The sequence below is a fragment of the Halobacillus sp. HZG1 genome, assembly GCF_035818575.1.
GTDB lineage: Bacteria > Bacillota > Bacilli > Bacillales > Halobacillaceae > Halobacillus > Halobacillus litoralis.
The window spans coordinates 41,985-68,125 of the sequence record NZ_JAYLVQ010000042.1; the positions used below are offsets into that span (position 1 = coordinate 41,985).

Genomic DNA, 26,141 nt, shown 5'->3' on the forward strand with positions numbered 1-26,141 from the left:
CATTCGTGAATGATAATAAATTCAACTTTCATGAAAAAATAAAGAACCTGTTTCACTATAAAAGTGAAACAGGTTCTCAGAATTGATGAAACACCTTTTATGGAAGAAGGACGATTTTTCCTTTTTTACCCGATTCCTTGAAATACTGCTGCGCTTCCTTCGCTTCTTCTAAAGGGAAGGTACGATCGATCACAGGCTGGATTTTCTGTTCAGCGATCGCTTTTAACATCCGCTGGAATTCTTCACGTGTACCTAAAACAGAGCCATACATCGTGATGTGTTTCAAATAAAGGGTGCGGAAATCGAGTTCTGTTTTTTGACCACCGGAAGAACCGGAAGTACAGAATTTCCCGCCTTTTTTAAGTACAGTCAGGGCCGTAGAGAACAAGGCATCTCCGACGACGTCAAGCACCGTATCAATCGGACCACCGTTGGCCTCTAAAATTTCATCCGCCAGGTTCTCGGATTTATAAGACAGGACATGGGTCGCTCCAAGTTCCTTCATTCTCTCTTCCATACTCAAATCTCCGACGAGGGCGATGACATCCGCTCCGAAGACTTTGGATGCGATTTGAATGTTAAGCGAGCCTACCCCGCCGTTGGCTCCTGTGACCATCACCGTTTCGCCCGGTTTCGGCTGCACTTGTTCAACCATATGCCATGCAGTCATTCCACTGACAGAGAACACACAGCTATCCGTATAGTCTTCAAGAGGCATATCAAAGCAGAGCTCTGCCGGCCACACCACATACTCGGCATAACCCCCATCATATTCTGAACCGATGAAGGACATGTCTTCCGAGATGTGTTCTTGTCCAACCGGACCGCTCGATGTGAAAGGAAACAGAACGACGTCTTTGCCCATCATTGTCTCATCGACCTGGTCACCGACCTGGACCACTTTTCCGGTAATATCAGACCCCGGGGTACGCGGGAATTGAACGCCTTCCGGACGCCAGCCTGACTTGCCGCCTTGCCCGTAAGCCCCTTCCCTCATCCAGATTTCTGTATTATTGATGGCACAGGCTTTCACCTGCACGAGCACTTCGTTTTCTTTCGGTTCCGGAGTCGGGATATCCACCAGCTCTAACTGATCGACATCACCGTATCCAGTCACTTGTACTGCTTTCATCTCAAGACACCTCTTTCCGATTCGCTTTTCTCAACTAATATGCGACATTCATCATAAGGTTATGCAATGTTTTCATCAAGTGATTGGCTCACAGGATCTATTCAAGAACCGATCACTGGCAGAAAAACCTCGACCTCTTCCCCGTTTTCCATGGGGTGATAAGTTTCTACAATATAGGAAAGCCAATCACGCGTGAGATTTTGTTCAGCTCTGCACTGGCCCACTTCCTCATAGAGGAGATCTACGTGATCGATGGACCCTTTTGCCGAGACATAGGTGCCGGAAACCTCTAAATACTCCATCCCTTTGGGAACATGGCTTGGCTTATCTCTTACCAGGATGCCTACATAATAATGACCTTCAAGATGACTGTCCCCCCATTTCGGCTCAAAGAGAGCGATTTCGATATTGGTATGATGTTCGATTTCCCTTGTCCGATGCAGCAGCTGCCTCGCAAATTCAGGAACTTCGGTTGCAAAATTTTCAAAAGCACCGTGACCCTTGATGCCGACAATGCGAAAGGTGTGAGTGATGTTTTGCATGGTGAAACTCTCCGTTCTGAAGGAACCGCCTTATCATGACCTAGAGGTTCTTCATTAAATAGTAATGCTTAAAATCTCTTCCCACGTGTTCCAATACCCCAAACTCGCGATATCCATGCTTTTTGTAAAAATCCAGGGCTTGAAAACTAAGGGTGTCCACTTTGATAAAATCGCACGCTTTTTCAGAGGCCGTTCGTTCTGCTTCCATTAATAATTTTGAACCATACCCTGACCCACGAAGCTCTTCATCCACCATGAGGGTATGGATCTCGAGCCAGTTCCAGCAGATTTCAGCGAGAAGACCTCCCCGAACCGCCCCCTCATCATCCTCTACATAGAGCTGGATTTCTTCGTACCGCCCTCTTAAATCTTCAGGAAAGTGCCTTAAATTATATTCGTACAATTGGTGGTTGAGTTTGTTTTTGCTGTCGTGGCTATGTTTTTTGCTTATTTTCACTTTCATCTTTTCTCCATTCTTCGAATCACTTTTAGACGAGTTTCTTCCATTAATAGTCTTCCTGACCAAGGACCAGGATGGAAACTCTTCGCTTTATTTAAGGGAAGCCACATCCCGCTCTTCCTGTTTTTTGCCTAATCTTTGTTTCGCTGAAACTGTATTGGGTAGGACAGGGACATGCTGATAAGCTTTGGCAAGCCCGAACAAAGGCATGTTCCCGTAAATGACTTCATGGTCCCCATCCTTCACTTTATACGTTTCGTGGTAGATCCCGACAGCCGGATTGTTCTTCACTTTTCGGTTGAAGTTTTTCCACGCCTTCAAATGTTTCGGTGCTCTGGCATAAGCATAAAGTTCTTCTCCCGAGCGCCAGTACTGAATCATTAACGTCGTACGAAAGTTGAAGAAATTTTCCAACGAGAAGAATCCACGATCCTTTTGAGTGTAGAGCTCCTGAACCATTGCGGGCATCGCAAGGAAAACGGGGAGCCATTTATGGATGGCCAGCCACTTGTTCACCCTCATCCCAATTAAAAAGACGATCACTTCATCATCAGCTTCCGCTGTATAACGTCCCGAAAATACTTTACCGGCCATAGTTCTCCTCCTTTTTTATAAAACGTGCCATCAATAGTGTAGAATAATAGCGGCCATCGGAAAGCCGCTTATCTTTTTTCAGCTCCCCTTCCACTTCAAAACCAAATCGCTTGTACATATCCATCGCTTTCTCGTTTGTTTCAAGCACTCGTAAGTTTATTTTCAAGATTCCATTTCTTTCAGCCCAGCGAATCGAATGCTGCAAGAGTTCTTTTCCGACACGATGTCCCCAGTAATCTTTTAGCACTCCTACACCAAAATCTACTTGATGGGAGAGCCTCTTCAAATCACTGCCCGCACATCGGCTGAAACCAATGATGGCCCCTTCCGATTCTGCGACCAGGAACAAACGGTTCGCCCCTGCTCTATCCTTATTGATGAGCTCTTTTAAATCGACTTCACTTAAATAATCCTCTCCCTGTTCCCGGTCAAGGTATTCCGTTTCACCGTCAATCTGAAATCTAACTCTAGAAAGTTCCTTCGAATCTTCTTCTCGTGCAACTCTTACTGCATACGACAGATCTCGAACCATATATGTACAGCTTTCCATCTTCTCCACACACCCTGCTAACGTCATATAATTCTAAATATTCCCTACATTATACCATGAATGATAAATCTCAAGCGGATGAATGAAAGGAAAAAAAAGTAAGACCTGGTCACCCAATTATTGGGTGACCAGGTCTTACTTTTTCTTCCTATTTATGTGACCCATCCGAAATCCAGGACAGTGGATCGCTATTTTCTATCCATAACTATTCACACGATTTGAAGGTTCCACCTTTACACTAATTTTTGTAGCAGCCAAATATAAATTAAATACCATGACTATTCCAGAGTACAACACGCCGGCTCCTTGCAATTGAGCAAAAGAGTGGTTGTAATATTCAGCTCCTAAATGATGCTTAAAAATAGCGATGTTGGCTATAAAGATTGCGGAGAAGATGACGCCTAACAGAAAATTACCTTTTCTCTCGTTAAACATCACAGAAGCGACAAGGAACAAGACCGTCGATAAGGCAAACATCACATGGGTGGTCAAAGCTTCTGCCGCTGTATAGGACAAAGGAATATCCGAAGTGATCAACCATTGATATAAGATAGCGACTCCTGCAATCAAGAAACCTAAGACTAACAAAATACTAGTAGACAAACTTCGTATCATAAACAACCTACCTCACATAAAGAAATCATTACCAATTATATCAGAAGGGGTGAGCCACTTCAGTAATATTACCAATAAAAGTAAGACCTGGTCACCCATAAAATGGGTGACCAGGTCTTACAGATAATCCCATATTCACTTCCTGCGAATGCCGATCGTGCGGCCGACTTGTTTGGGTTGTTCTTGGTCGGACACTTTATCATACTCCGCTTTCACATTGTTAGCCACTTCTTCCGGAAATGGTGCCGGTCGGCCTTCGTTCTGGTCGATGCCCATCAGCATCTCCTCAAGCGTTGCGACGACTTCCCCATCAGCATTATGCATCTCCAAAAACAGATGGATGCGCTTTGCGTCATAGTCAAAGACACGAGCAGATACATCAAAGGCTCCCCCTTCGTGCATCTCTTTCAAGTAACACGTATGCGTCTCCAGCGTGAAAATCGTGTACTGGTACTGCTCACGGCCTTTTTCATCAAGCCCGATCCAATCAATAAACGCATCGGTAGCAAGACTGAACGCACGATTATACTCCGCATCGTTCATATGCCCGTTATAATCGACCCACTCACTCGGAACAGTCTGTTTGTAAGAAAAGGATGACACAAAAACCCCTCCTTTACGCTTTTGTTTTTTCTGTTTCTTTCGGCCAGTATTCCTGAACAAGATCATACAAACGGATCAGGAATTCATTTCGGTTCTGATCGAGTTCAGACATGCTCATGCCGTTCGACTGCTCTTCACAACCGGTCACGACTTTCTCATAAAGCTCATCGGTCAGTTCCGGCGCCTCAAGCTTCGTCCACGGCTTTTTCAATGCCGGTCCGAACTGTTTCAGCATGTGACGCATGCCGCCTTCTCCACCCGCCAGATGGAACGTGAGAAACGGACCATACTGCGCATAACGCATACCAGCCCCGTGTGTGAAGGCTTTGTCCACTTCTTCTGTCGTGGCGATGCCTTCATTGACGATATGCAGGGACTCTCTCCAAATCGCTTCGATGAGACGATCAGCGATATGCCCTTCAATCTCGTGACGGACAAGCAGGACACTCATATTCAAGCTCTCATAAAAAGCCTTCGCTTTGTCTACGTTCTCCGTCGCCGTCTGTTTTCCTGCCACGACTTCCACAAGCGGCAGAATATACACCGGGTGGAACGGGTGGGCAACGACAACGCGTTCCGGATGCTGCAAGTACGCCTGCAGTTCAGATGGCATGATACCTGACGTACTGGATCCGATCAGGGCATCAGGTTTCGCATGCTGATCGATGTTCTTCAGGACCGTCTGCTTCAACTCTTCCACTTCCGGTACGTTTTCCTGGATAAAGTCCGCATCCTTCACGGCATCTGCCAAATCCTTTTCAAACGTCAAACGTTCTTTGGATGCACCTTCTGCAAGTCCCAGTGCTTCCACATACGGCCAAGACTGCTCGACCGCACGGCGCATGCGCTCTTCCGCTCCTTCTGCTGGATCTGTCGCGACCACGTCATACCCCTGCGCAAGCATGCGGGCGATCCAGCCGTTTCCGATAACTCCTGTGCCGACGACGGCTATTTTTTGTACAGTCATGATTACTTCCCTCCGCGTGGATTTCTAAGATTGTAATAGTCACGTGCTTCCTGCGGCGTCATTGGCTCAAGATCAAGGCCACGCAGCATCGTCACCGCTTTGTCGACAAGCTGTTCGTTTCTGGCCACCACACCTTTTGAAAGGTAAATGTTATCTTCAAGACCCACACGAACATTTCCGCCAAGCATCGCTGCTTGAGACGCCATCGGCATTTGCATACGACCGATGCCGAACGCGGACCAGTGCGCATTCTCTGGAATACGATTCTTCATGTAAAGCATCGTTTCCGCATCGGCTGCTGCTCCCCACGGAATACCCAGACAGAATTGATACATCGGATCGCCATCGATCAATCCTTCTTCCACCAATTGATTGGCAAAACGGATGTGTCCGGTATCGAAGCATTCAAGCTCCGGCTTCACACCGCTTTCCTGAATCATTTTCGCCTGATCACGAAGCCAGTCCGTCGGGCTCATATAGATCATGTTGCCGAAGTTCGTGCTTCCACAGTCAAGGGTGCACATTTCTGGTAAAAGTTCTCCCACCGGTTCATGGCGTTCTGCTGGCGTTTGGATATCGGTACCATCGCCACCAGCGGCCGGTGTATTCAAACTCGGAATAAAATCACCGCCGCCTCCGGATGTGATGTTAATGATGACATCCGTTTCTGATTCACGGATGCGATCGACGATTTCACGGTAATGATCCAAATTATGGCTGATGCCACCTGTTTTCGGATCACGGGCATGGACGTGAGCAACCGTCGCTCCTGCTTTAGCCGATTCAATCGCGGATTCTGCAATCTCTTTTGGTGTTACAGGGACATGTGGATTTTTCTTCATTGTATCTCCCGCTCCTGTCACGGCAGATGTCAGCAATACTTTATTTTTCATTCCAAAGGTCCTCCTTTGAATTTGTTTGTTTAATCAACCTGCACAAACTATACCATCTGGACTGTTTAGTTTCAAATGCTTTTTATGGATTTTTCTTTAAAACCTTTTTTCTTCCCCTATAGGAGGGACATCAACGAATCAATCATTGAAGCAATTTCTACTTTTCACAATAGATGAACAGTCATTAAAGGACAAAACATACGAAAATCAGTGAAATATAACTTCCTACCCTATCATTCCTTGAATATGGCTTTATATTCTCCCATTTGCACCCTTGTCCAGGTTTTGAAACAAAACCGTCCAGATTGTACAGTTTAAAAAGTCACAGACGAAACAACCGCATTTGAATAAAGGAGGAATAGCCATGAAGAAACAACTCATGGATTGGAAAACGTTCGGAGGCGCACTCGCCTTATTACTATTCGTATCATTGCCTCTGATCATTTTCCCTGAACAAGGAAAAGAGATTGTGCTGGCGGCGAATGAAGTCGTCACACAACGATTAGGATTCTTATTTTTATCTGTCGGATTAATCATGCTGCTCTTCTTACTGTTTGTCGGAGTAAGCCGCTATGGAGATATCAAGCTCGGAGACGCCGAAACGAAGGCGGAATTCAAAACGAGCTCCTGGGCAGCGATGCTGTTCACAAGTGGAATCGGAACAGGGATTCTCTATTGGGGCGTCATTGAATGGGCCTACTATTATCAAGGACCTCCCTTCGGCGTAGAAGCGGGTTCCAATGAAGCGATCCAGTGGGCATCGACGTACGGATTCTTCCACTGGGGACCGATCGCGTGGGCGATGTTCGCCATCCCCGCTTTACCGATCGGCTACATGTTTTTCGTGAAGAAAACCGATGTGTTCAAAATCAGTGAAGCCTGTCGCCCTGTGCTCGGAAAATACACCGATGGCTGGGTCGGACGCCTTGTCGACATTCTGTTCATGTTCGGTCTGTTAGGTGGAGGCGGAACAGGCCTTGCGCTTTCCGCACCAATTATTTCAGCTGGTCTAAACCATTTGGTTGGTATTCCCGATACGATGACAACGAAGTCGATCATTCTGCTGTTCTGTACATTGATCTTCGGCCTGAGTGCCTATTCGGGTTTACAAAAAGGGATCCGCGTCCTCAGTGATATCAACTTGTGGCTCGCGTTCATCCTGTTGATTTTCATCTTCACTGTCGGACCGACGACATTCATTACAGAATCGACGACTTCTGCACTCGGCCGGATGATGGACAACTTCTTCCTGATGAGCTTATGGTCAGAACCATTCAACGACCTTGCCTCCTTCACCCGGACAGGATTTCCTGAAGGCTGGACCGTCTTCTACTGGGCATGGTGGATTGTCTATGCTCCGTTTGTCGGCTTGTTCATCGCCCGGATTTCCAAAGGCCGGACGATCCGCCAAGTCGTTTTCGGAACGATCTTGTTCGGAAGTTTAGGGACGATCCTTTTCTTCGGAATCTTAGGAAACTACTCCATGTATCTCGAATTGAGCGGGCAGTACCCAGTTATTGAAACCTTGAACCAGCAAGGAGCACCAGCGGCCATCATCGGCACGCTGACAGAACTGCCGCTCGCAACACTCGCGATTATCGTGTTCATTCTGCTCGCCACCATTTTCTTATCGACGACTTATGACTCCGGCTCGTATGTCATTGCATCCGTTGTACAAAAACACGTCGAAGGGGAACCACTGAAATGGAACCGTCTGTTCTGGGCTTTGGCTTTATCGATTCTACCGATGATCTTCATGAACATGGGTGGACTAACAACCCTTCAGACAATCAGTATCGTCGGTGGTTTCCCACTTCTGATCATCCTACCGATTCTCGGGTGGTCGTTCATTAAAATGGTCAACGAAGACCGCGCCAAAGAAGAAAAAGAAAACAAGAAAGCATCTTAAGAAAGGAAGACACATCATGACTACTCGCTATGAAAAAGGATTGGAAACCTTAAAATCCTATACAGATGAAGAAAAAGGCACCAACCATTTTGAACTGATGAAAGCGTTGGAGGATATCGCCCCGGATCTCGGAACATACATCATCGAATTTGCCTACGGCGATATTTACAACCGCGATCATTTGAGTAAACAATCCCGTGCCCTGACCGTGCTTTCAAGCCTTGTCACCCAAGGGTCCGGCAGCCTGCCGCAGCTCGAGCTTCACATCAATACCGCTCTAAATGCCGGGCTCTCGGAAAAAGAAATCATAGAATCGATGATGCAGCTGATTCCTTACGTCGGTTTTCCATCCGTCATCAATGCTCTTACCCAGGCAAGAAAAGTATTCCAGGAACGTACGGAAAAGGCCTACGCATAAGCTTTCTACAGAAAAAAATCACCAGCTCTTTCAGAAGAGCTGGTGATTTTTATTTCGGTTTATATGTTTGTTCGTTCAATCGTTCAAGCACCTGTTTTCTGAGCGTCGGCGGCAAATTCCCGAGCCCGAAAATCTCAGACAGCCATAACCCATCAACAGCAAGACGCAGGATCGTCGCATCGACCTGGTCGAGGCCGTCATGCTCGATATGGTTCTGCCAGTCGGCATATGTATCCTGCAGAGGTTTCATCAACTTGGGATTGATCCCTTGAGCGGCGAGCATCCCGGAACTAAGCGGACGGTTTTCCGTACTTTTATCATGCATGACGTTAATGAACGACCGTGCCCATTTCCCTGTGTCCTCTTCATCGTTTTCTACTAATTCTTCCACATTCTCCCGGTAGACATCGTTCATGTACTGAACGAGACCTTCTACAAGCGCTTCTTTTGTGGAAAAGTGATACAACAGTCCGCCCTTGCTCACTTCTGCCCGTTTAGCGACAGCGTCCAGGGTGAGCGCATCGCTTCCCTTTTCCCGGACAATGAGTGCGGCTGCTTCCAAAATCTTTTGCCGTTTCGATACTCTTGGCATGTGCTTCCCTCATTTACGTTCATTTTTCTTCATGTTATCAGTATTCATGGGGGTTTTCAATTTGATTTGAGCTCCCTACCATCTCAAGTAGGCTTCATTTTATCAGAATTCCCCCGATGGGAGTAGATGATGATTCTAGGGATAACCCTAGGACTACACTTTTTTTTCGATATTTCTGTTTGCTTACTATGAAAACGCAAAAGGTACACACCTGCTTTTTTCAGCGAGTGTGTACCTATAATAAATCCTGGACTCACGCGTGACTCTTCACATTCTCAAGCGCCATAAAATAATTGAGCACGAACTGACGCACTTCCCATTCCGGCACTTCCTTTAAGCCATCCGTAAACACCGACTGATGATAAGAATAATTTCCGAAATGACTACGTTTCCCTGAAATAAGATCGGCCATCACTTTGTTCGTCTTCTCCATGTACTGCATGCCCATCATCCTTTCTATCACTAGCATAGCCAGAATACGAGATTCTTATACTAGGACGATAGAAGCTCCGCAACTTTTGCAAGCACACCGCTGATTTCTCCCTCTTCTTCAATGGTAAAAAAGTGATCCGCTTCCTCAACAGACGGGGACGATAGAAATAGCGATTCTTCCTGCTGACGTCTCAGTACCTCATCAAAAGAAGAGACGGTGCGTAAAACGGATGGATCCCGCATTGTTTCTCTTACACGTGTTTCAATTATGGAGTCCGGCACATTAAAATATACAAGTATCGTAGAAAAGCCTTTCCTTTTAAAGTCTTCCAGCAGCGCATTCCTTGCCTTTGCTTTACGGTTCGAATTACAAATGATGAGATGCAGATCCGTTTCTACAATCGCATGGTCGACAATCATTTTCGTCATGCTGTGTTTGATCGAATTCGGGCCACCTTTAGGAACGAGCCGGGAATAATGGGTATTCAAAAACGCTGCATGATCATCCTGATCAATCACGACCGTGTTCTTCACCTTTTCCTCAAGCATTCCAGCAAACGTCGACTTCCCGCTGTGAGTCATCCCGACAGTCAACACGACAAATCTATTCACCGCGTCTCTCACCTACCCATTTTTGGACAAAGGATGTTTTCCACACGAGGAAACCGAGCCAGGCACCAAATAGATTCAAAATAAAATCGTCGATATCAAAACTCCCTCTCTGCGTCAGTAATTGTGTGACTTCAGCTGAGAGAATGATCAAAACGAAGGCTAGCAGGTAGGCACTCATCCGCCTCAGTTTTCTAAACAGAGACGGCAGGAAAATGCCCATCGGGATGAATACCAGCACATTCCCGAGCAGATTCTTCACAGCCGTCCACGTATTCATCGTCCCATTCTCCCAGGCTGTTATATAATTCCCGATGGTTTTGAACGGAACCAAATTGGAACGGTTTTGTATATATTCCACTAGACTCATAGACATCCCCGCCGACCCACGCCATTGAAAAAACATGTAAAACGCGAGAAACAGGAGATAGCCGATCAAACCTATACTCATGATGATGCGTTGAACCTTTGACATAAGAATCTCCACCAACTTTTTCATCTGTATATCCCTATCCTTACCCAAGAGTGGTGACAAACCAAACCATCCCCCTGACGGTTTGATGAAAATGTAAACCGCGAGCTATACCGCTGCTTCATCCACTTTCTTCTCATTCCACTGCCGATTGACAAAACCGATCCCTAACGTTACTAGAAGCATTATCCATGATCCTCCTACAACTGCCGCTTTGATCGAAACCCATTCAGCTGCGGCTCCTATAGTGATGGTCGCAAGAATGACGAGCACACTTTCGACCAACCCGAACACGCTCGTCACCCTCCCCATCACTTCAACAGGAATCCACTCCTGGTAGAAGGTATGAAAACCGGTATTTGCAAAAGCAAGCGCAAACGATAGCAAAAAGAACCCGATCGCCGCTCCTGAAAAATCCACCGACCATGCATAAATCAAATAGCCGCACGCTACCAACAAACCACCGCCTGTTAGAAGAAACCTCGTGGACAAATCATTTCCGACCCACGTAACGACCAGGGCCCCAATTGCAATTCCCGCTCCCGCAATACTTACCAGATAACCATACGCCGTGTCCGTAAGCCCGAGCACTTCTTTGGAAAAAGCGGCTTCCAATGAGTCGAGCGCCGCTGCCATGACCATCATCAGTCCGAATAGAAAATAAATCGTCATGATGAAGAGGTGCTGTTTCGCAAACGTCCGCACAACGTTCCAATCTTTCCTGAGCAAGGCCACAGACCATGCTTCCTGCCCTGCTCCTGCTTCTTTTTCCAAACGGGGAAGCCATAGAGAAATCATTCCAGAAAGAAAAAATGTCCAGGCATTAAAGTAAATCGCCAGTTCAGGCGTTCCGATGATAAACAACACGCCTGCAATCGCAGGCCCGATCAGAAATCCTCCCGAATCAATCAAACTTCTCAGTGCGTTGAATCGTTTCCGCTTCTCTCTCGGAATCAACTTCGTCACATACGTCATTGATGCAGGCTCGAAAACAGAACCCGCCATGTTCACAATTAAGACAAGCCCATACATCGCTGGAAGCGAGGACATGGCGGGGAGAAAAACAAGTAAGATAGCCCTGAACACATCAAGACCGATCATAAGATTCCGCTGATCCACCCTGTCCACGAACGACCCTGCCCATACATTTGTTAGAAGCGCACCCACCGGCTTCAGCAAGTACAAAACAGCGACAGCAAGTGGCGAACCTGTCATTTCAAGCACGATAAGATTCAACGCAATCAAATAAATCCAATCTCCGATATTCGATAAGCCGATCCCTGATAACAATAGAAACGGATACTTCCACGAACGAAACATGACTCCCCCTCCTTAGAGATCATTTCAGAGCAATAAAAAAACCTCACCCCCAAGACATGTAAGTCTTGGGGGCGAGGTCTGTTTCATCCGCGGTGCCACCCCAGTTTTATGAATGTGTCGCCACACCCAGCTCATCAGGTACGCTTCATACCCTGTCTCTGTAACGGGAGCACCCGTCTCATGATCCCCCATCAGGTTCCCATGAGAAGCTCAGAGGTTTGGTTCAATAAGGGAAGCCCTGCTCCTTTTCAGCACCCGGAGCTCTCTGGAAAGACTTCTGCTTATCTACTCTTCTCTTCATTGCCGCTTTCATTTCTCTATACTATGCAAGAATGAACGCTATTTGTAAAGCGTTTACTCAATCATTTTCATCCATCAACCATTTCTCCTGATAATCTTTGACATACTGCTCCAATGGAATAGGTTTCGATTTCGTGATCTTTTCGATATCTGCCGTGACGCCTTTCGCTAATCCAAGTTTCGTTGGAAAATGAATACCGACCACTACGTTCACAAAGTCCTCTTTTTCGCCCTTGCTTACCATGTAAGACTTGAATTCCTTCACCGAAGGGTTGGCATATTTGATTCTTTCCCCCAGTATCGCCGTCATAATCTCAGCGACCTCATAGAAATCCAAGGCTTTCTCACCGGTAATGACAGGACTCGTATTTCTGAATTCCTTAGGGTTTAGAAAAGCCTTCAGGGCCACCTCTGCAAGATCCCGGGTGTCCACGAAGCTGGTTTTCCCTTTTCCTGCCGGTACAAATATCCTTTTATTTTCTTTGATTTCCTGACCCAGGAAATCTTGCAGATTCTGCATGAAGTAACCGGCCCTGATGAAAGTGTAGGGAACGCCTAGTTTTTTTATTAACTTTTCGTTTTTAAAATGATGAATGAAAGGCAGGTATTGGACATCCTTAACAGAAAGGTAGACGATGTGTTGGACACCCCTTTCCTTGATGACTTTCAGGAATTTACCAAACTCCATTTTGTCACCCGGCGGATAAATAAGAAAAACCTGGTCGATCCCTTCCAGCGCAGCAGCAAAAGTCTCAGGATTTGAGAAATCCAGTTCTACAAAGGAAAATTCTTCTCCGAACCGCTTCACAGCTTTTTCAACGTTCCTCACCCCGCACGTAAAGGAAAAGTTTTGTTTCTTCAACTTCCTTGCGACTTCCTTCCCTACTTTTCCGTTAAAACCAGTAACAAGTACACTCAATTGAATATACCTCCCCTTGGAACCAGCGAGCGTTCCACTCCTGTTTCTCTGTCATTGGAAAATTGGCGCCCGGCCCCATTAAAGACCAGCCTAAAACCGTAATGTCTACATTAGATTATACTCCCTTTTCTTTCCCCAGGGAGGATGAAATTATTTCATAGAAAGGGATAAAACTTACTCCCACTTCAAAGAATATGGAAGATTTCCTAATTCAAAGGAGAGTGTTGAAGTGTCCATTACTACATTATTGATCCGCCTTGCCATCGCATTTTTCACTTTACTCATTCTTACAAGGATTATGGGAAGAAAAGAAATTTCCCAAATGACCTTCTTTAATTTCGTTTCCGCCATTTCCATTGGTACACTTGGCGCCTCCCTTGCCATCGATTCCACATTGAGTGTGAGGAACGGACTCATTGCTCTAGCCGTATGGAGTGCCTTCACCATTCTCATGGGACTTCTCGATATTAAGTCGAAAAACGCACGTAAAACGCTAGAAGGGCAGCCCATCATCATCATTCGTAACGGACAGATACTGGAAAATGAGATGAGGAAGACCCGCCTTGATACAGACGAATTGAACTTACTCCTAAGAAAAAAGAATGTCTTTTCTGTAGGAGACGTTGATTATGCAATCTTTGAAACGGACGGGACCCTATCTGTACTGAAAAAACAAGGGAAACGTCCCGCCACCAAAGACGATGTCCACACTCCATACCAAACGACGCAGTCCAACCCCACCTCTTCGATCGTCATTCAGGATGGGAAGGTAAACCATGGAAATTTGGAAAGTCTGCAATGGAGCCTGGAGAAACTGGAAAAAAAACTTTCCGCCAACGGATTAAACACCTTAGAGGATATCTTTTATGCTGAGGTTAAAGAAGATGGCTCGCTTTATGTAGATAGTTACAACGATGAAGTCCATTAACGGTTAATGCAGGGATCAGGGCTCCAAGCTCCCCTGCATAGGAGGCTGCCATCAAGTCCCCTCCTTCATATGTATTAAGAAAAATAAGAAGCTGACATCTATAGATGTCAGCTTCTTTCTTTCGCACTATTTTCAGATCCATTCATTAAAGAGAAGCAGATTCTTCCGTGGCACTTTTCGAACTGACCCGCTTCAGCATATATTCAAGAAGGAAAAGGTAATCCTTCTCATGCCCCGTCTGTTTAGAGAGCTCCGATAATTGCTCCAACATGTACAGGCAGTCATTTTCATACATACTATCGTTATCGAAACCTAAGATCGTCTGCCTGGCGAATTCCCATAAATCGTTGTGGTATCCTTCATCCACCGTTTTACTCAACACTTTGATCATCGTTAACAGTTCTGTCATCACGGCGGAATTCTGGTCCGCATATTCCCTTATGGAGGCGAAGCCCTTGTGAAGGTAATAGCGAAAATCTTTTCGATTCAGAATCACACGAAGCTCCTCTTCCTCATCAAACAGGTAGGGAGAGAAATCGGTAGACTGTCCGATGCTTTTCAGCAAATCGGCAATCTGATGAATCGTGTTCGTAACCGTCAGCGGATCATTATGTCCCAAGGCTTTGATCGCTACTTCCGCAAGCTTGATCAGACCATACTCCAAGTCTTGAATCTCGGTCTGTTTGACTCCGATTTCAATGGACTTGTAGTAGGAATCTGGATTGACGGTTTTTCCGCTTTCCCAATACGTGAGCAGCGGGGTTCCTTCTAAGACAAATTCTCCGATCCTGACATCGAACCTTAGGAGGATGTCGTCACTCTCCGCCTGCTTAATCAACCGGGAAAAATCGGCAACTTGAAGATAACCGGATTGGCGGGTCTTAATGACTTTCCCTTCAGATTCATCAGGAAGGGCTTCCACCTCGATCTCCTTCTCCATGTGATAAGGTTTTAATTCCTTTTCGAGTGAATGCTGCACCTGCTTCGACTTGGCATTCATATTGAAACTGATGTTATGGACCTGCATCCATGTCGTGGTGTGGTTGATAAAATATATGAACGTCACGGCAGCAGTTATCGCTGTAAGAATGGATAAAACCGGTGTCGCGACAATATATTCCTCTTCTTCATGCGTCACATATAAGAAGTTCAGCAGCACATAAATAAAACTCCCATTAAAAATACCAAGCACATGCTGGGTCGCCCGGTCACTGACAAAGTTTACGAGCATTTTGGAAGAAAACTGACCACTGAACGTCGTCAGCGCAACAAGGAGGGAGTTAATCGTAAAGGCACTCAATGTCAGAACCCCTCCGACAAGCGCACTCAGAAGCACTTGGAGCGTCTGCCCACTGAAACCGATGGCAGGCGGCAGGTACAAACCGACATCCACCACATAATCAAGATAAAACGTGAAGGCGGACAACCCGATCGCACCCACGATGTACCAGAAAGGCATAAACCATAGCGTGGATTTCAACTCACTTTTACGCTGACGTTTCGACATCTTTAAATATTTTTTTATATAGTAAAAGATTCCCATATGATCCCCATTCTTTTCTTAAGACTTTTAAATACTCCTAATTCCTACCCTGTAAAGAAGGAGAGTGAACCTGTTTTTTATATTTTTATCGAAAATTAGGGAGAAGTATCGAATCTTTCATGGGCTTATAACCCGGTCCCCAGTGAATCCTCGATAAAACACCAAAAGTCCCCACCATTTCCCCAAGCAGAATTTCTCATTTATCCCATTTGGAGACGGAATGTTCCATTCCACACAAAATGGTCCATGTTTAATAATTAGAAATATAAGGAAAAACCGTTAACACATTTCCAAAAACTATTGTGAAATAGCTTTAAAAAATCGGCCGCCTCTTTCGGTACTTGTGTCAATCTAAGGGAACTTACAGCGAACGGAACAATGGCATCATTACTCAAACCTTAGGAGGCAAATAGTGAGATATGCAGGAGTAGGATTAGTGATGCTCGCAGCGATTGGCTGGGGCATCAGCGGAGGAATTGCGGATATTCTTATGGAAAAGGGATGGGACCCGGTCGTCATTTCCTTTTACAGAGGCGCAGTTGGATTTATTTGTTTCCTTGCCTGGCTGCTTACGAATGTAAAACAAAATTGGACCTTCTCCAGACGTTTATACTTGTGGGCGACATTGGCCGGCTTCGGTGTGGCAGGGAATTTCACTTCTTATTTCCTGAGTATTGAAGCCTCAAGCATTGCTGTTGCTGCTACTTTAATGTACACCGCTCCGGTCTTCGTGCTTTTGATATCCTTTTTATTAGGGATTGAACGTTCAAACTGGTTTAAATGGGGATGCATTCTTGGTGTCCTTTTAGGGATCATCCTGCTTACAGGCGCTTATAACCCTGCGTCCGTTTCCGTCAGTTTTCTAGGAGCGGCAGGCGGACTTGGGGCTGGACTCTCCTATGCCTTGTTCATCTTCGGTTTTAAAAAAGCCGCTTTGCTCGGAAAGCCACAGACCATCTCAACCATCGCTTTTTTCTCATTCTGTGTCATCCTCTTCCTCTTGAGCGACAGGCATGAATTGGCTGATGTACTGAGCTCAGGCGACCTCGGTTGGTTTATTCTGCTTGGGCTCGTCGGGGCTGGGATTTCCTTTATCTTTTATGTAATCGGGATACGCAAGACCGCTCCGTCAACCGCTTCCATGGTCGCCATGATCGAACCCGTGACCGCTTCATTATTCGGTGTCCTGATTCTCGGAGATTCGCTTGGTGCTGTCCAATTCCTTGGGATAGTCCTGATTCTGTTTACGATCACGTTCCTTAGTGTGAAGCAGTCGGACTGATGAAATTCTATCTTTGCGTGCTTGGCTATAAAAAAATCCCGCTCCTATGACTAGGAGCGGGATTTTGTATTTGGATCAGGGTTTACGCAGAATCTTCTCCATCGCTTTCCCTTTGGCCAGCTCATCAATCATTTTATCCAAATAACGGATTTCCTGCATCAATGGCTCCTCAATCTCTTCCACCCGAACGCCACAGATGACGCCCTTGATCATCGTCCGTGAAGGGTTCATCTCAGGAGCTTCCGCAAAGAAGGTTTCAAAGTCTGTCTTCTTTTCTAATAACTCCTCTAACTGCCCCTGGTTATATCCTGTTAACCAGCGGATAATCTCATCGACTTCTTCTTTCGTACGGCCCTTTTTTTCCGCCTTGTTGACATAATGGGGATAGACACTAGCAAAACTCATCGTATAAATCTTATGTTTAGCCATGATTCACCCTGCCCTTCCTGATCTATGGTTTAAAGTATATCACGTCCAAATTTCTCAGGGTCATTCGACCGTAGAAAAGATATCTTTTATGATTGGATAAGACTTCTTCAACCGTTCTTCATGCAGAGGGAGATCCCAGTTCTGCCACGTATAGCGGGCAGGCTGATCAAACCCGAACGACTCGACGACTTTTCCTTTTTCCGTCACAGCTGCTGTGATATCCAGTCCATCGATGGTGATTGATGATCCCAGGCCACCTTTATCCAGATCTCCGATAAATTCCTTCTGACTAGGGTCTTTTGCATTCAACAGCATCCATGGAAGGCGGAGTTCCAGAATCCCTGTTTTCGCGGAGTAATAATAATCGGCGAGAGAATCATAGTTTTCCGACTCAGGATTTCCGATTCCATAGCGCAGGACGCCTGTCTCGTAAGAATCAAAAGGAAACTCTTCCCCGGTATCCGGGCGGACGAGCCCTTTGTTGAGAGCTAGTCGTATCGGATGGAAGTCTTCGTCCATATAGGGATCCTCGGTCATCTCCATTTCCTGGACGTATTGAAAGTGGAACACATCATAATCACGTGCAACTTCAACCTTCGCGTCTTCTTCCCCTGGAATCGTCACACGGAAATCTGAAACGAGATTTTGATTTTCCAGCTGAATCCCTTTGTCAGGTCGCACGCTGATCTGAAATTGAACCTCTTTTTCTTTCGTAAAACCTTCAGGGGCGACTACCGCTTTGAGATATAGATACCGTTCATCGTGATCGGCCATCACAGACTGCAGCTCCCCTTTTCCACCTTCATAAAGAGTTGCTCCTTCTTCCCAATCGTCCTCTCCATCCACTTTCACTTTCAAACGATCGAAGCTTAAGAGTCCGAACTGCTGTTCATTCGTCTGTGCATTCGACCAGTACGGTCTGCGGTCGGGATTGTCGTAATCCATCGTATTCCACGTCCGCTTGAACCACTCATCCTGCCAGCTGAAAACAAGACCTCCAAGCAGCTCTTCCTGCAGAATATCCTCATACAGGCGTTTGACGATCTGGCCTTGTTCTTTTTCTGAAATGAAACCCTGATTCCAGCCAAACGGGTTTTCGTGCGTCTTTCCTCTTGAAGCCGGGATGCCGAATTCGGCGATCAGAATAGGAAGGTCGTGCGATTCATGCAGGTCTTTCAGGTAGCCTGCGTAGTTGTTCTTTTCACCACGGTGATCTTCGAATTCCGTATAGGACTCCTCAAGGTTGAGAAAATCCGGATAATACGGATAGACGTGATAGGAAGCGAACATGCCGGCTGCTTCCGCCTTCCCTTTTGGAAAGATATGATTGGGATCGATACTTGCAAGATCCTCCTGTTCCAGAGGTTCTGCCGGCTGATCGAGGTTGTCTGTCGTCACCCAGTTGGTAAAACTCAACGGACGCATGCTTTGGTACTGTTCGATTTCATAAGTGGTGAGAACATCCATCTGTTCCGCAAGCCAATATTCCATCGGACTTGCGTCTTCGGTCCTCGTATATGTACCCTCATAGTCGCCAAGATCCGGGTAATCCTTTTCCATTTGATCGACCATTATCGGATACCATTCGATTCCAATGATCCATCCAGCTACATAAGGCGAGATGTCCTTCGTATAAAGTCCGGACGCGTGACCGGGCTGTGCCGATATTTTAGCTTCACCATGAATGACATCCACGATCTTCTTCATTTCTTTTTGAAAAGCGGCTGTGATGGTTGCATCAAAAGCATCTTTCGTCTCCTCTAAAGGCCCTTCATCGATCCATACGCCATGAAACACATAAAGAGGCTGTTCCGCCTGTGCATTGTATTCCGCTAAGGCCTCATAAAAACCCGGGGGATGCAGGGTGTACACACGAATGGCATTCGCGTCCATTTCTCCTATCTGCTCAAACCAGCGCGCGTATTCCTCTTTATCAATCGCTGCTTCCCCGGGGAAGTATCCGGGTTTCCCCATGCCGATATTGACACCTTTAACCGTCATTGACTGCCATTCGTTGTCCTGAAAAACTTCGACTTTCTGATCATGGACACGAGAGGGGTGATGAATTTTTTCCGTCACGGCTTGAGGAGCAGTGACAGGATCTGATTCTTCTTCCTTTGCGGCAGTAGAGAGAATTCTTCCCATCATCGGTTGATAGGTGCTCCAAAAGAAGCTCTCTTCAGAGTCCGGTTGGAACTTTGCGACCCATTCCCTTACTTTCGCAAAACCCTTGTACTGATAGAACGAGGGGACATCTGCCAAATCAGCGAAATCCCCTGAGAAATAATAGCGATGGCCCCCTTGGTCCTCATAGTGAGTGACCGCCGGGAATGTAGCAGGTATTCCATGCTCATCAAGCTTCCCTGTCCCCTGCTCACTTGTTTGGATTTCATACTCAGCCAGCACTTCCGCTCCTTCTTCAGCCTCAAGGATATCGAACGAGTAAAGATATGGCGTACTCTGTTGGAGGTTGAACTGCTCTTCCCCCTTATCAGTAAAAGTCGCTAGGATAGGAGCACCTTCCAAGTCTCCTTCTTCTAAAGACAAGACGACAACTTCGCTCGTGAATTCATGGATAAGGACCACTCCTTCTCCTTCATACGTCCATGACTTTTCCTTTTCTTCAAAACGTGATACCACCCACTCCGGGACTTCTCCACCTTTGTTCAAATCCTGAAAATACCGGCCGATCCAACCCTGCCAATCCACCTTCAAAAAGTCGGTCACATCTTTTCTAACCGCGTCACTCGTCGGAGAGGCAAAGCTGTTGAACTCCATGACCAGGTCCTTCCCGTTGGATTGGACCTGCTGCCTGATCTGCTGCCATTCATCCATCCCAAGGCCTCCCTCGATCAACTCAGGAGATCCTTCATCAGGTTCCTCCGCCCAGGGCAGATCCTGCTTATATACTCCGTATGTATCAGCGACATAAATCAAGTCAGTACCCCCGAGACCTTCTGGCAGCATTTTTTCTTCTATGATCTGCTCCTCTTCATCGGGAACTAAACCGTAATAGTTCATAGAGTCATAGGATTTCTTCTCACTGGTCTTGTATTTGTTATAATTCAACAGCCATGTCAGGCTTTTGTGTTCACGAGCGCTCTCATCCGGTACGGTTTTATCAAGAATCGTGACATCGAGTGTTTTGGATGGTGAAAACAGCCAGATGACCGATGGCAAGGCTATAATAAAAAGTATGCTAACAACAATCCATAGATTTTTTTTCATATAATACCCCCGATTACAGGAAAATGATGCTAAGGTTTTGTTCACTGTTCATTATAATAGATTAGTACAGGTATGAATATCTTTAACACCTATCCTTCTGTATAACTAGGTGAGCCTCTCATGTGTTTTCCTCGTTCCTCCTATACGGCTATCTATTTTCGTTAAAAAAAAGCCAACATTAAATGTTGGCTTTCCCATCAAGTAATTGCAATGATTCGATTGCCCTGTGTAGGCTGCTGAAAGTGCTGATCCCTTTCATATCAATACCCAGGCTGACCATTGTCTGTACAATATCCGGACGGATGCCGCTCATGATTCCATTCACACCCGTAAGTTTTAACGAATTGATCACTTTAAATAATTGATGAGCGACCATCGTATCAATGATACTCACCCCGGATAAATCCAAGATGATCGTCTCAAGCTCATACTCTTCCCCTTGCTTCAAGGCATTCTCCATGAGGAGCTGCGCACGGTTCGTATCGATTTCTCCTACGATCGGAATGACACCAACCGTCTCTGTGACTCGAACGATCGGAACGGAGAGTTCATCCACTGCATAATTAGCGGTTTGTATAGTATTTTCAAAATCATCCATATAGGATTGACTCATGAATTGTACGGCCTGGTCAACCGCGTGATTAAACCGAGTGAGGATATCATAAAAATCGTCAAAGGATAGATCCTGTTTTTTAGCTACGTCCTTAATGATTGCCCCAATGACTTCCCTATACTCACTTATTTCTACAAGTGCCAGATTCAAAGGCAGCCTTAATTCTACGAGCTGTCCTGAGACGTTGTCGCTCCACTTTTCAAGATTGGAAGTAACCTCCTTGAAATCCTGACTTAAAGAATTGGCATAAGCTTCGATTAATTCCATTCTCCAGTCAATGAGCTGCTCTGACACTCCTTTTCCTATTTCCTTAGGAATAGCAACGGCGCGGGCCAACTGTTCTTTCTGCTCAAGAATGGTCGTCGTTACGGGCGTCAATGTTCCTGATTTTGCAGTCGTCATTAGTCTTCCTCCTCAAAAATCTTCTCAATGATCGGGTAACATCCATTAATATATTACAATAATAAGATCTAATTTTCGAGGGGTAACCAAGATATTATAGGATAAGCGTCCTTATAGAGCTACCCACGCTCTTCTTCATCCTTTACTTCCCTGCTATTTTTCTTCTCTTATTCAGAACATAAATCGCATTGTCTCCGAGTACTAACCCATAAACCACAAGGTACACAATCGCAAAAGTTAGATTGAGTTCACGTTCAACAATGAAAATGGCTGTGAACGTTCCAATCATGAAAATTTTTCACACTCTCTTCATTATTCATAGGAAAGCCCAGAGCATGTTTCCCTTTAGTATAGAAGAAAAAAATCCTCCTTAAACTCTTCCCTAGTCCTTCTTCTCTTCTTTCTTCTTCAACGTAAATTTCATGCCCGCCTCACCAGAAAAATCCACAAACAGCTTGGTCGCTCCTCCAGAATCAAGCGCCCCAGTTACATGTAATTCAATCGTATCCAGCTCAAATCCATCGAAAGAATTGACCAGATCCGTCAGTTCATCCGGGAGAAACTCTAAATATTTTTCGCTTGAGGTATCCGAGACCGACGCCTCTTTGTGTTGGTCTGGCAGCATAAATGTGATCTTTTTTTCTTCACTCATTACAACACCTCCGCTTTTTGCCATTATACCATCATCTACCACTTCATTTGCGAGATAATCAATGAATGATAGACTACATTTTCATAGGGGGTATTTGATTCTCATTCTAAAATAGCCCCCCATATATAATGGTAGAAACCAAAACGAGCAAAATTCCGATAAGTGCCTCATAAGGGAGTGCTTTGATCCTTTCCTTCATATCCATATAGAAGCTATCTCTCGATATATGGAAAAGAGGACCATGGGGTAAAAAATCAAAAGCAACGGCACCTGCGTTAATCATCATCGCACCCGCTAAAGCACTGACCCCATTCTCTAATAACACTTCCCCAAACACGTTACTGGAAATGGCAACAGACGATGTCGCTGAAGCTGTTGCTAATGACATAAATGAACCCGAAAGAGGTGCGATGAGTGAGATGGGTAATTGAAATGTGTTCAGACCGCTCATAATGATTTGATTAAGGGACGAATTAACGATAATGCCGGCTAAGGTCCCCGTCCCAAGTATCAAAATAGAAATCCCTGACATTTTTTCAAGTCCACTCGACATATAAGACTTCATCTTTTTTGTTTTTCTCATAACCATCACCCCAAACAAACCACCTGCAGGCAGGGCAAGTAATGAATCCACTTTAATATCCAGTAAAGGCTGCAGAGAAAGGATGCCAATAGCGAATATTGGCCCGGAAATGGCAGCCAGGAAAGTGGGCTGATTCTCCTCAACCGCTCTTTCTTCCTTTATTTCTTTGACCTTAGACCCTTTATCATTCACTTTTTTAGCTATAAAATACGTGAAGATTGCTCCTACTGCAGCTGGTCCAAGTCCTGCAAACATCACTTCGGTCAAAGGTATGGAAAAGCTTTCCGAAGCTGCAATCGTATTTGGATTCGGGGACATCAGATTGCCGGCTCTCGCCCCGCATACGACGGCAAGGAGGATACTTAATCTTGAAACTTCCGTCCGTTTGGCTATCATCAATGCAATAGGAGCGACGGTAATGACAGCTGCTGCTATGAACACTCCTACTGCCGTCAAAACTAAAGTAGACACAGTAATAGCTAATAACGCTCTAGTTTCCCCCATTTTTTCGACAATTGTATTCGCTATGACGTTAGCAGCCCCTGATTCGATTAACACACCTACTAAGATTCCAGCTGCTAGTATACGTAATACGGCAGGGGTCAATAATTGAGCTCCCTCCAGCATGTAGTCAAGGGTTGCTGCTACCTCTATACCGCCAACCATCCCCCCGGTAAAAGCACCAGCCATCATGGCATATGTAGGGTTAATTCTCCGGAAGATTAATAAAATCGTTACAGCCATTGCCACCAACACACCTAAAATACTAACCTCTGAATTCATCCAAGCCTACCACCTTTCCTAGATAAAAAACCCCTATTCCTCTTTCGCTATATTCCATAGAGCGATCTTCGGCTGCGATTGAAACTTTAGTTCATTTGTTCTAAAAAGAGAAGATACTGCTGCCCATTCCCTTGACCGCAGTACCTTTCCCCGACACAACTTCTCTCCTTTTTTCGTGATGTTATAAAAATCACATACGTCACGTCTATCCCTGGTTACCGGATCATTGAGCTGCTCTAAGTTTTGTTTGAGCTGAAGTACGATGGTTAACCTTTCTCACATAGAGGTTATTGCCAACCAAACTTGCGATGGTTATAAGTGCCCCGATCAATTCAAAGGTCGTTAATTGATAACCTTGAATAACAGAGATGATAAACGTCGTTACAGGAACCATATTCATAAAGAGAATCCCATTTATCGGTGTGATGATTTTATTCCCAATATTCCAAGCAAAGAAAGCCATTACCCCTGCAATAAGTGACATATACATCAGCTCTCCTGAAATATCCTGTACCATTGTGAGAGTCGGAACCTTTAACCAGCCAATGAACGTAGCTAAACCAACAATAACCGTAATGGAAATGGTTCCGAATATAGATGTTACTGCGCTGTATCTAAGCGGGGACCATCCAGGAAATGTACCCGCCCCCATCGTATAAATGACAAAACATAAAGCACCTAAGAGAATAAAAAGATAAGCAAGGAGATTCGTATCTTCCGAGACAAATACACTTAAATCTCCCTTTGAAATTACCATAACCACCCCTACGAGTCCTGACACCATAAAGAAAAAGGTTAAAGGTTTAGGAACAATTTTTTTCGTTACTAAAAGCACGAGGGCTCCCAATAGTGGCTGGACCGCCATAATTACAGCCGCAATAACCGCTCCTGATTGGCCAGCAAGCTGCTGCCCTAAAAATACCAAAAAACTAAACCCGGCAAACCCCATGGTGCCTAAGAATGTGACTTTCTTAAAAGCACCATCAGGTGATAACTTCTTTTTCCCTTCCTGTTTGGTTAATAAAAAAACAAAGATAATAGATGCAATCCCATATCTAAACAGGGTGAAGTAAAAAGGGTCCATAACTTTTAGCGCACTGCCCATAACAGGAAACATACCGCCCCAAGCCACCACAGCCACCAAACACATAAGAATACCAATTAAAAATTTATTATTTTGTTTCACTACGATTCCCCTCCCTTTTTATTTGAAAAGCTATTTTAATCCAAATGAAACGATAGATTTATCGTAATGCACTATGTTACATTTGTAAAAATGAATTATTCAATTACCAAATTCAATATTTTTGAATTAACGAAGGAGGTTATCTTTTTGGATTTAAAATCTTTAAAGACCTTTAAACTTATTGCTTCAACTGGTAGCTTCCAGAGAGCATCAGAAGAGTTGAATTATGCTCAATCCACTGTCACGATGCAAATCAAAAAGCTTGAAGAGGATTTAGGGGTGAAGCTTTTCGAAAGAGGCAAAAGAATAGGATTAACAGACGCGGGAAGAGTACTTTTGGAAGAAGCAACCCCTCTATTATTCAGTGCTGAAACCGTAAGGCAGAAGATGGTCTCCTATGAAAAAGGAGAGGCCGGAACTATTCGAATGGGATCGATTGAACCTGCCGCAAGCTTAATCTTACCTTCTGTTATCTTTCCTTTTTTAGACGAAAGGCCCCAGGTGCAGTTTGAGCTGGAGGTAGGAAACACCAAAAATATTAGCCAGCTGGTCGCAAAAGGAGAATTGGATTTTGCGATAAGCGCCCCTCCTTCTATTGAAGAGAACCTTGTTTTCACATCATGGTTTGAAGAAACTCTTGGACTTCTCCTTCCGGAAGATCATGCTCTAAGAGAGAAGAAAACTATTAAAGTCAGTGATTTGCATGGAGAACGACTCATATATCCAGGGCAAAATCATACGTGTCGCAGCCTTTTGGAAACGGAGCTCATGAAATATGGAAACACCTTATACTCAGGTATTTCCATAGGAAGCACGGAGACATTGAAGAAGGCGGTGAAGCAAAATCTCGGAATTGCTATCGTCCCGGTTACGACCTCAGAGCGTGACTTGGAAGGAACACAATTGAGAGAAATTGAGGATATGCAGCTCAGTTATCCTATTGGACTAATTCAGCGGAAAGATCAATTACATGGCAGCCTCATGACCAAACTGATAAAAGCCTTAGAGTCTGAACTTACCTCTTGGAAACGGGCTTGGTAGTCTTCCTATATAGGACCGTTTTCAGGATTCATGATCATAGAGGGCAGAGGGGGGTCACTCTTTTTTACGTCAGTGCTGTCTCATGCAGAGTAAAATTCTCTTAAAATTGAGTACCGTCGATAGTCTTCACAAGAAAAAAAACAG

Annotated in this window: 28 protein-coding genes and 1 other annotated feature; of the genes, 5 read left to right on the plus strand and 23 right to left on the minus strand. The window is 45.1% G+C overall.

Translation table 11 applies throughout. The features are described 5' to 3' along the window. Positions 1–97: 97 nt before the first annotated feature. From VKA52_RS06365 to VKA52_RS06405, 9 genes are all read right to left on the minus strand, one after another. A complete protein-coding gene (locus VKA52_RS06365) occupies positions 98–1,132 on the minus strand; it encodes a zinc-binding dehydrogenase (RefSeq protein WP_326314611.1) in 1,035 nt (344 codons plus the stop codon). Between the two features lie 101 nt (positions 1,133–1,233). Then, the gene (locus VKA52_RS06370; RefSeq protein WP_326314612.1) at positions 1,234–1,674 is read right to left on the minus strand and encodes a GyrI-like domain-containing protein; all 441 of its coding nucleotides are present in this window, start codon (positions 1,672–1,674) and stop codon (positions 1,234–1,236) included. A gap of 40 nt (positions 1,675–1,714) precedes the next feature. Further along, positions 1,715–2,137, minus strand: coding sequence for a GNAT family N-acetyltransferase (locus VKA52_RS06375; RefSeq protein WP_326314613.1), 423 nt, complete (start codon positions 2,135–2,137; stop codon positions 1,715–1,717). 87 nt (positions 2,138–2,224) lie between these two features. Continuing rightward, positions 2,225–2,728, minus strand: a complete 504-nt coding sequence (locus tag VKA52_RS06380) for a DUF4188 domain-containing protein (RefSeq protein WP_326314614.1) — start codon at positions 2,726–2,728, stop codon at positions 2,225–2,227. Continuing rightward, entirely contained in the window at positions 2,718–3,260 is a 543-nt protein-coding gene (locus VKA52_RS06385; protein WP_326314615.1) for a GNAT family N-acetyltransferase, read from the minus strand. The genes VKA52_RS06380 and VKA52_RS06385 overlap by 11 nt, the downstream gene beginning before the upstream one ends. Positions 3,261–3,473: 213 nt before the next feature. After that, positions 3,474–3,893, minus strand: coding sequence for a hypothetical protein (locus VKA52_RS06390; RefSeq protein WP_326314616.1), 420 nt, complete (start codon positions 3,891–3,893; stop codon positions 3,474–3,476). Between the two features lie 135 nt (positions 3,894–4,028). Continuing rightward, the gene (locus VKA52_RS06395) at positions 4,029–4,496 is read right to left on the minus strand and encodes a thioesterase family protein (RefSeq protein ID WP_326314618.1); all 468 of its coding nucleotides are present in this window, start codon (positions 4,494–4,496) and stop codon (positions 4,029–4,031) included. Between the two features lie 13 nt (positions 4,497–4,509). Then, positions 4,510–5,463, minus strand: coding sequence for a 3-hydroxyacyl-CoA dehydrogenase NAD-binding domain-containing protein (locus VKA52_RS06400; RefSeq protein WP_326314620.1), 954 nt, complete (start codon positions 5,461–5,463; stop codon positions 4,510–4,512). A gap of 2 nt (positions 5,464–5,465) precedes the next feature. Continuing rightward, on the minus strand, positions 5,466–6,356 hold the full coding sequence (locus tag VKA52_RS06405; protein ID WP_326314622.1) for a 3-keto-5-aminohexanoate cleavage protein: 891 nt from the start codon (positions 6,354–6,356) through the stop codon (positions 5,466–5,468). A 364-nt stretch (positions 6,357–6,720) separates the two neighbouring features. Here VKA52_RS06405 and VKA52_RS06410 point away from each other — a divergent pair, with 364 nt between their 5' ends. After that, positions 6,721–8,265 (plus strand): BCCT family transporter, encoded by a 1,545-nt coding sequence (locus VKA52_RS06410; RefSeq protein WP_326314623.1) that lies wholly within the window; start codon positions 6,721–6,723, stop codon positions 8,263–8,265. A gap of 13 nt (positions 8,266–8,278) precedes the next feature. Beyond that, a complete protein-coding gene (locus VKA52_RS06415; RefSeq protein ID WP_326314673.1) occupies positions 8,279–8,683 on the plus strand; it encodes a carboxymuconolactone decarboxylase family protein in 405 nt (134 codons plus the stop codon). Positions 8,684–8,732: 49 nt separating this feature from the next. On the opposite strand, the gene VKA52_RS06420 is transcribed toward VKA52_RS06415, so the two are convergent. The 6 genes from VKA52_RS06420 to VKA52_RS06445 all read right to left on the minus strand — a co-directional run bounded on the left by VKA52_RS06420 (position 8,733) and on the right by VKA52_RS06445 (position 13,327). Then, complete coding sequence (locus tag VKA52_RS06420) at positions 8,733–9,275, minus strand: TetR/AcrR family transcriptional regulator (RefSeq protein ID WP_326314625.1); 543 nt, start codon at positions 9,273–9,275, stop codon at positions 8,733–8,735. Between the two features lie 253 nt (positions 9,276–9,528). After that, positions 9,529–9,717, minus strand: a complete 189-nt coding sequence (locus VKA52_RS06425) for a hypothetical protein (RefSeq protein ID WP_326314627.1) — start codon at positions 9,715–9,717, stop codon at positions 9,529–9,531. 50 nt (positions 9,718–9,767) lie between these two features. Then, positions 9,768–10,319 carry an AAA family ATPase gene (locus VKA52_RS06430; RefSeq protein WP_326314628.1) on the minus strand — a complete coding sequence of 184 codons (552 nt, stop codon included), beginning with the start codon at positions 10,317–10,319 and terminating at the stop codon, positions 9,768–9,770. Continuing rightward, a complete protein-coding gene (locus VKA52_RS06435) occupies positions 10,312–10,791 on the minus strand; it encodes a VanZ family protein (protein ID WP_326314630.1) in 480 nt (159 codons plus the stop codon). The genes VKA52_RS06430 and VKA52_RS06435 overlap by 8 nt, the downstream gene beginning before the upstream one ends. 105 nt (positions 10,792–10,896) lie before the next feature. Beyond that, on the minus strand, positions 10,897–12,108 hold the full coding sequence (locus tag VKA52_RS06440) for an MFS transporter (RefSeq protein ID WP_326314632.1): 1,212 nt from the start codon (positions 12,106–12,108) through the stop codon (positions 10,897–10,899). 64 nt (positions 12,109–12,172) lie between these two features. Continuing rightward, positions 12,173–12,418 (minus strand) — a binding site (T-box leader). Positions 12,419–12,466: 48 nt separating this feature from the next. Next, on the minus strand, positions 12,467–13,327 hold the full coding sequence (locus tag VKA52_RS06445; protein ID WP_326314634.1) for an SDR family oxidoreductase: 861 nt from the start codon (positions 13,325–13,327) through the stop codon (positions 12,467–12,469). A 229-nt stretch (positions 13,328–13,556) separates the two neighbouring features. Here VKA52_RS06445 and VKA52_RS06450 point away from each other — a divergent pair, with 229 nt between their 5' ends. Continuing rightward, complete coding sequence (locus VKA52_RS06450; RefSeq protein WP_326314636.1) at positions 13,557–14,255, plus strand: DUF421 domain-containing protein; 699 nt, start codon at positions 13,557–13,559, stop codon at positions 14,253–14,255. Between the two features lie 145 nt (positions 14,256–14,400). Here the strand turns inward: VKA52_RS06450 and VKA52_RS06455 are convergent, their stop codons facing one another. Beyond that, complete coding sequence (locus VKA52_RS06455) at positions 14,401–15,762, minus strand: DUF2254 domain-containing protein (RefSeq protein WP_326314638.1); 1,362 nt, start codon at positions 15,760–15,762, stop codon at positions 14,401–14,403. A 448-nt stretch (positions 15,763–16,210) separates the two neighbouring features. On the opposite strand from VKA52_RS06455, the gene VKA52_RS06460 reads away from it, so the two are divergent. Continuing rightward, positions 16,211–17,080, plus strand: a complete 870-nt coding sequence (locus VKA52_RS06460) for a DMT family transporter (protein WP_326314640.1) — start codon at positions 16,211–16,213, stop codon at positions 17,078–17,080. Between the two features lie 75 nt (positions 17,081–17,155). Here the strand turns inward: VKA52_RS06460 and VKA52_RS06465 are convergent, their stop codons facing one another. The 7 genes from VKA52_RS06465 to VKA52_RS06495 form a co-directional block, all read right to left on the minus strand. Further along, positions 17,156–17,509 carry a DUF2200 domain-containing protein gene (locus VKA52_RS06465; RefSeq protein WP_326314642.1) on the minus strand — a complete coding sequence of 118 codons (354 nt, stop codon included), beginning with the start codon at positions 17,507–17,509 and terminating at the stop codon, positions 17,156–17,158. 60 nt (positions 17,510–17,569) lie between these two features. Beyond that, on the minus strand, positions 17,570–20,737 hold the full coding sequence (locus tag VKA52_RS06470; RefSeq protein ID WP_326314643.1) for a hypothetical protein: 3,168 nt from the start codon (positions 20,735–20,737) through the stop codon (positions 17,570–17,572). A gap of 178 nt (positions 20,738–20,915) precedes the next feature. Further along, the gene (locus VKA52_RS06475) at positions 20,916–21,752 is read right to left on the minus strand and encodes an STAS domain-containing protein (RefSeq protein WP_326314645.1); all 837 of its coding nucleotides are present in this window, start codon (positions 21,750–21,752) and stop codon (positions 20,916–20,918) included. A gap of 142 nt (positions 21,753–21,894) precedes the next feature. Continuing rightward, positions 21,895–22,041, minus strand: coding sequence for a hypothetical protein (locus VKA52_RS06480; RefSeq protein WP_326314646.1), 147 nt, complete (start codon positions 22,039–22,041; stop codon positions 21,895–21,897). A gap of 93 nt (positions 22,042–22,134) precedes the next feature. Continuing rightward, entirely contained in the window at positions 22,135–22,404 is a 270-nt protein-coding gene (locus tag VKA52_RS06485; RefSeq protein ID WP_326314648.1) for a hypothetical protein, read from the minus strand. A 106-nt stretch (positions 22,405–22,510) separates the two neighbouring features. Then, positions 22,511–23,770, minus strand: a complete 1,260-nt coding sequence (locus VKA52_RS06490) for a GntP family permease (protein ID WP_326314649.1) — start codon at positions 23,768–23,770, stop codon at positions 22,511–22,513. Positions 23,771–23,993: 223 nt separating this feature from the next. Beyond that, positions 23,994–24,956, minus strand: coding sequence for a DMT family transporter (locus tag VKA52_RS06495; RefSeq protein WP_326314650.1), 963 nt, complete (start codon positions 24,954–24,956; stop codon positions 23,994–23,996). Positions 24,957–25,103: 147 nt separating this feature from the next. On the opposite strand from VKA52_RS06495, the gene VKA52_RS06500 reads away from it, so the two are divergent. After that, on the plus strand, positions 25,104–25,997 hold the full coding sequence (locus VKA52_RS06500) for a LysR family transcriptional regulator (RefSeq protein ID WP_326314651.1): 894 nt from the start codon (positions 25,104–25,106) through the stop codon (positions 25,995–25,997). The last annotated feature ends 144 nt before the right edge of the window (positions 25,998–26,141 follow it).

Coding starts and splice junctions, on each gene's coding strand:
- VKA52_RS06410 (WP_326314623.1), top strand. CDS start 6,721: ATGAAGAAACAACTCATGGATTGGAAAACGTTCGGAGGCGCACTCGCC.
- VKA52_RS06385 (WP_326314615.1), bottom strand. CDS start 3,260: ATGGTTCGAGATCTGTCGTATGCAGTAAGAGTTGCACGAGAAGAAGAT.
- VKA52_RS06405 (WP_326314622.1), bottom strand. CDS start 6,356: ATGAAAAATAAAGTATTGCTGACATCTGCCGTGACAGGAGCGGGAGAT.
- VKA52_RS06400 (WP_326314620.1), bottom strand. CDS start 5,463: ATGACTGTACAAAAAATAGCCGTCGTCGGCACAGGAGTTATCGGAAAC.
- VKA52_RS06390 (WP_326314616.1), bottom strand. CDS start 3,893: ATGATACGAAGTTTGTCTACTAGTATTTTGTTAGTCTTAGGTTTCTTG.
- VKA52_RS06475 (WP_326314645.1), bottom strand. CDS start 21,752: ATGACGACTGCAAAATCAGGAACATTGACGCCCGTAACGACGACCATT.
- VKA52_RS06420 (WP_326314625.1), bottom strand. CDS start 9,275: ATGCCAAGAGTATCGAAACGGCAAAAGATTTTGGAAGCAGCCGCACTC.
- VKA52_RS06370 (WP_326314612.1), bottom strand. CDS start 1,674: ATGCAAAACATCACTCACACCTTTCGCATTGTCGGCATCAAGGGTCAC.
- VKA52_RS06480 (WP_326314646.1), bottom strand. CDS start 22,041: ATGATTGGAACGTTCACAGCCATTTTCATTGTTGAACGTGAACTCAAT.
- VKA52_RS06455 (WP_326314638.1), bottom strand. CDS start 15,762: ATGTCGAAACGTCAGCGTAAAAGTGAGTTGAAATCCACGCTATGGTTT.
- VKA52_RS06380 (WP_326314614.1), bottom strand. CDS start 2,728: ATGGCCGGTAAAGTATTTTCGGGACGTTATACAGCGGAAGCTGATGAT.
- VKA52_RS06375 (WP_326314613.1), bottom strand. CDS start 2,137: ATGAAAGTGAAAATAAGCAAAAAACATAGCCACGACAGCAAAAACAAA.
- VKA52_RS06470 (WP_326314643.1), bottom strand. CDS start 20,737: ATGAAAAAAAATCTATGGATTGTTGTTAGCATACTTTTTATTATAGCC.
- VKA52_RS06365 (WP_326314611.1), bottom strand. CDS start 1,132: ATGAAAGCAGTACAAGTGACTGGATACGGTGATGTCGATCAGTTAGAG.
- VKA52_RS06490 (WP_326314649.1), bottom strand. CDS start 23,770: ATGAATTCAGAGGTTAGTATTTTAGGTGTGTTGGTGGCAATGGCTGTA.
- VKA52_RS06425 (WP_326314627.1), bottom strand. CDS start 9,717: ATGCAGTACATGGAGAAGACGAACAAAGTGATGGCCGATCTTATTTCA.
- VKA52_RS06440 (WP_326314632.1), bottom strand. CDS start 12,108: ATGTTTCGTTCGTGGAAGTATCCGTTTCTATTGTTATCAGGGATCGGC.
- VKA52_RS06465 (WP_326314642.1), bottom strand. CDS start 17,509: ATGGCTAAACATAAGATTTATACGATGAGTTTTGCTAGTGTCTATCCC.
- VKA52_RS06435 (WP_326314630.1), bottom strand. CDS start 10,791: ATGTCAAAGGTTCAACGCATCATCATGAGTATAGGTTTGATCGGCTAT.
- VKA52_RS06485 (WP_326314648.1), bottom strand. CDS start 22,404: ATGAGTGAAGAAAAAAAGATCACATTTATGCTGCCAGACCAACACAAA.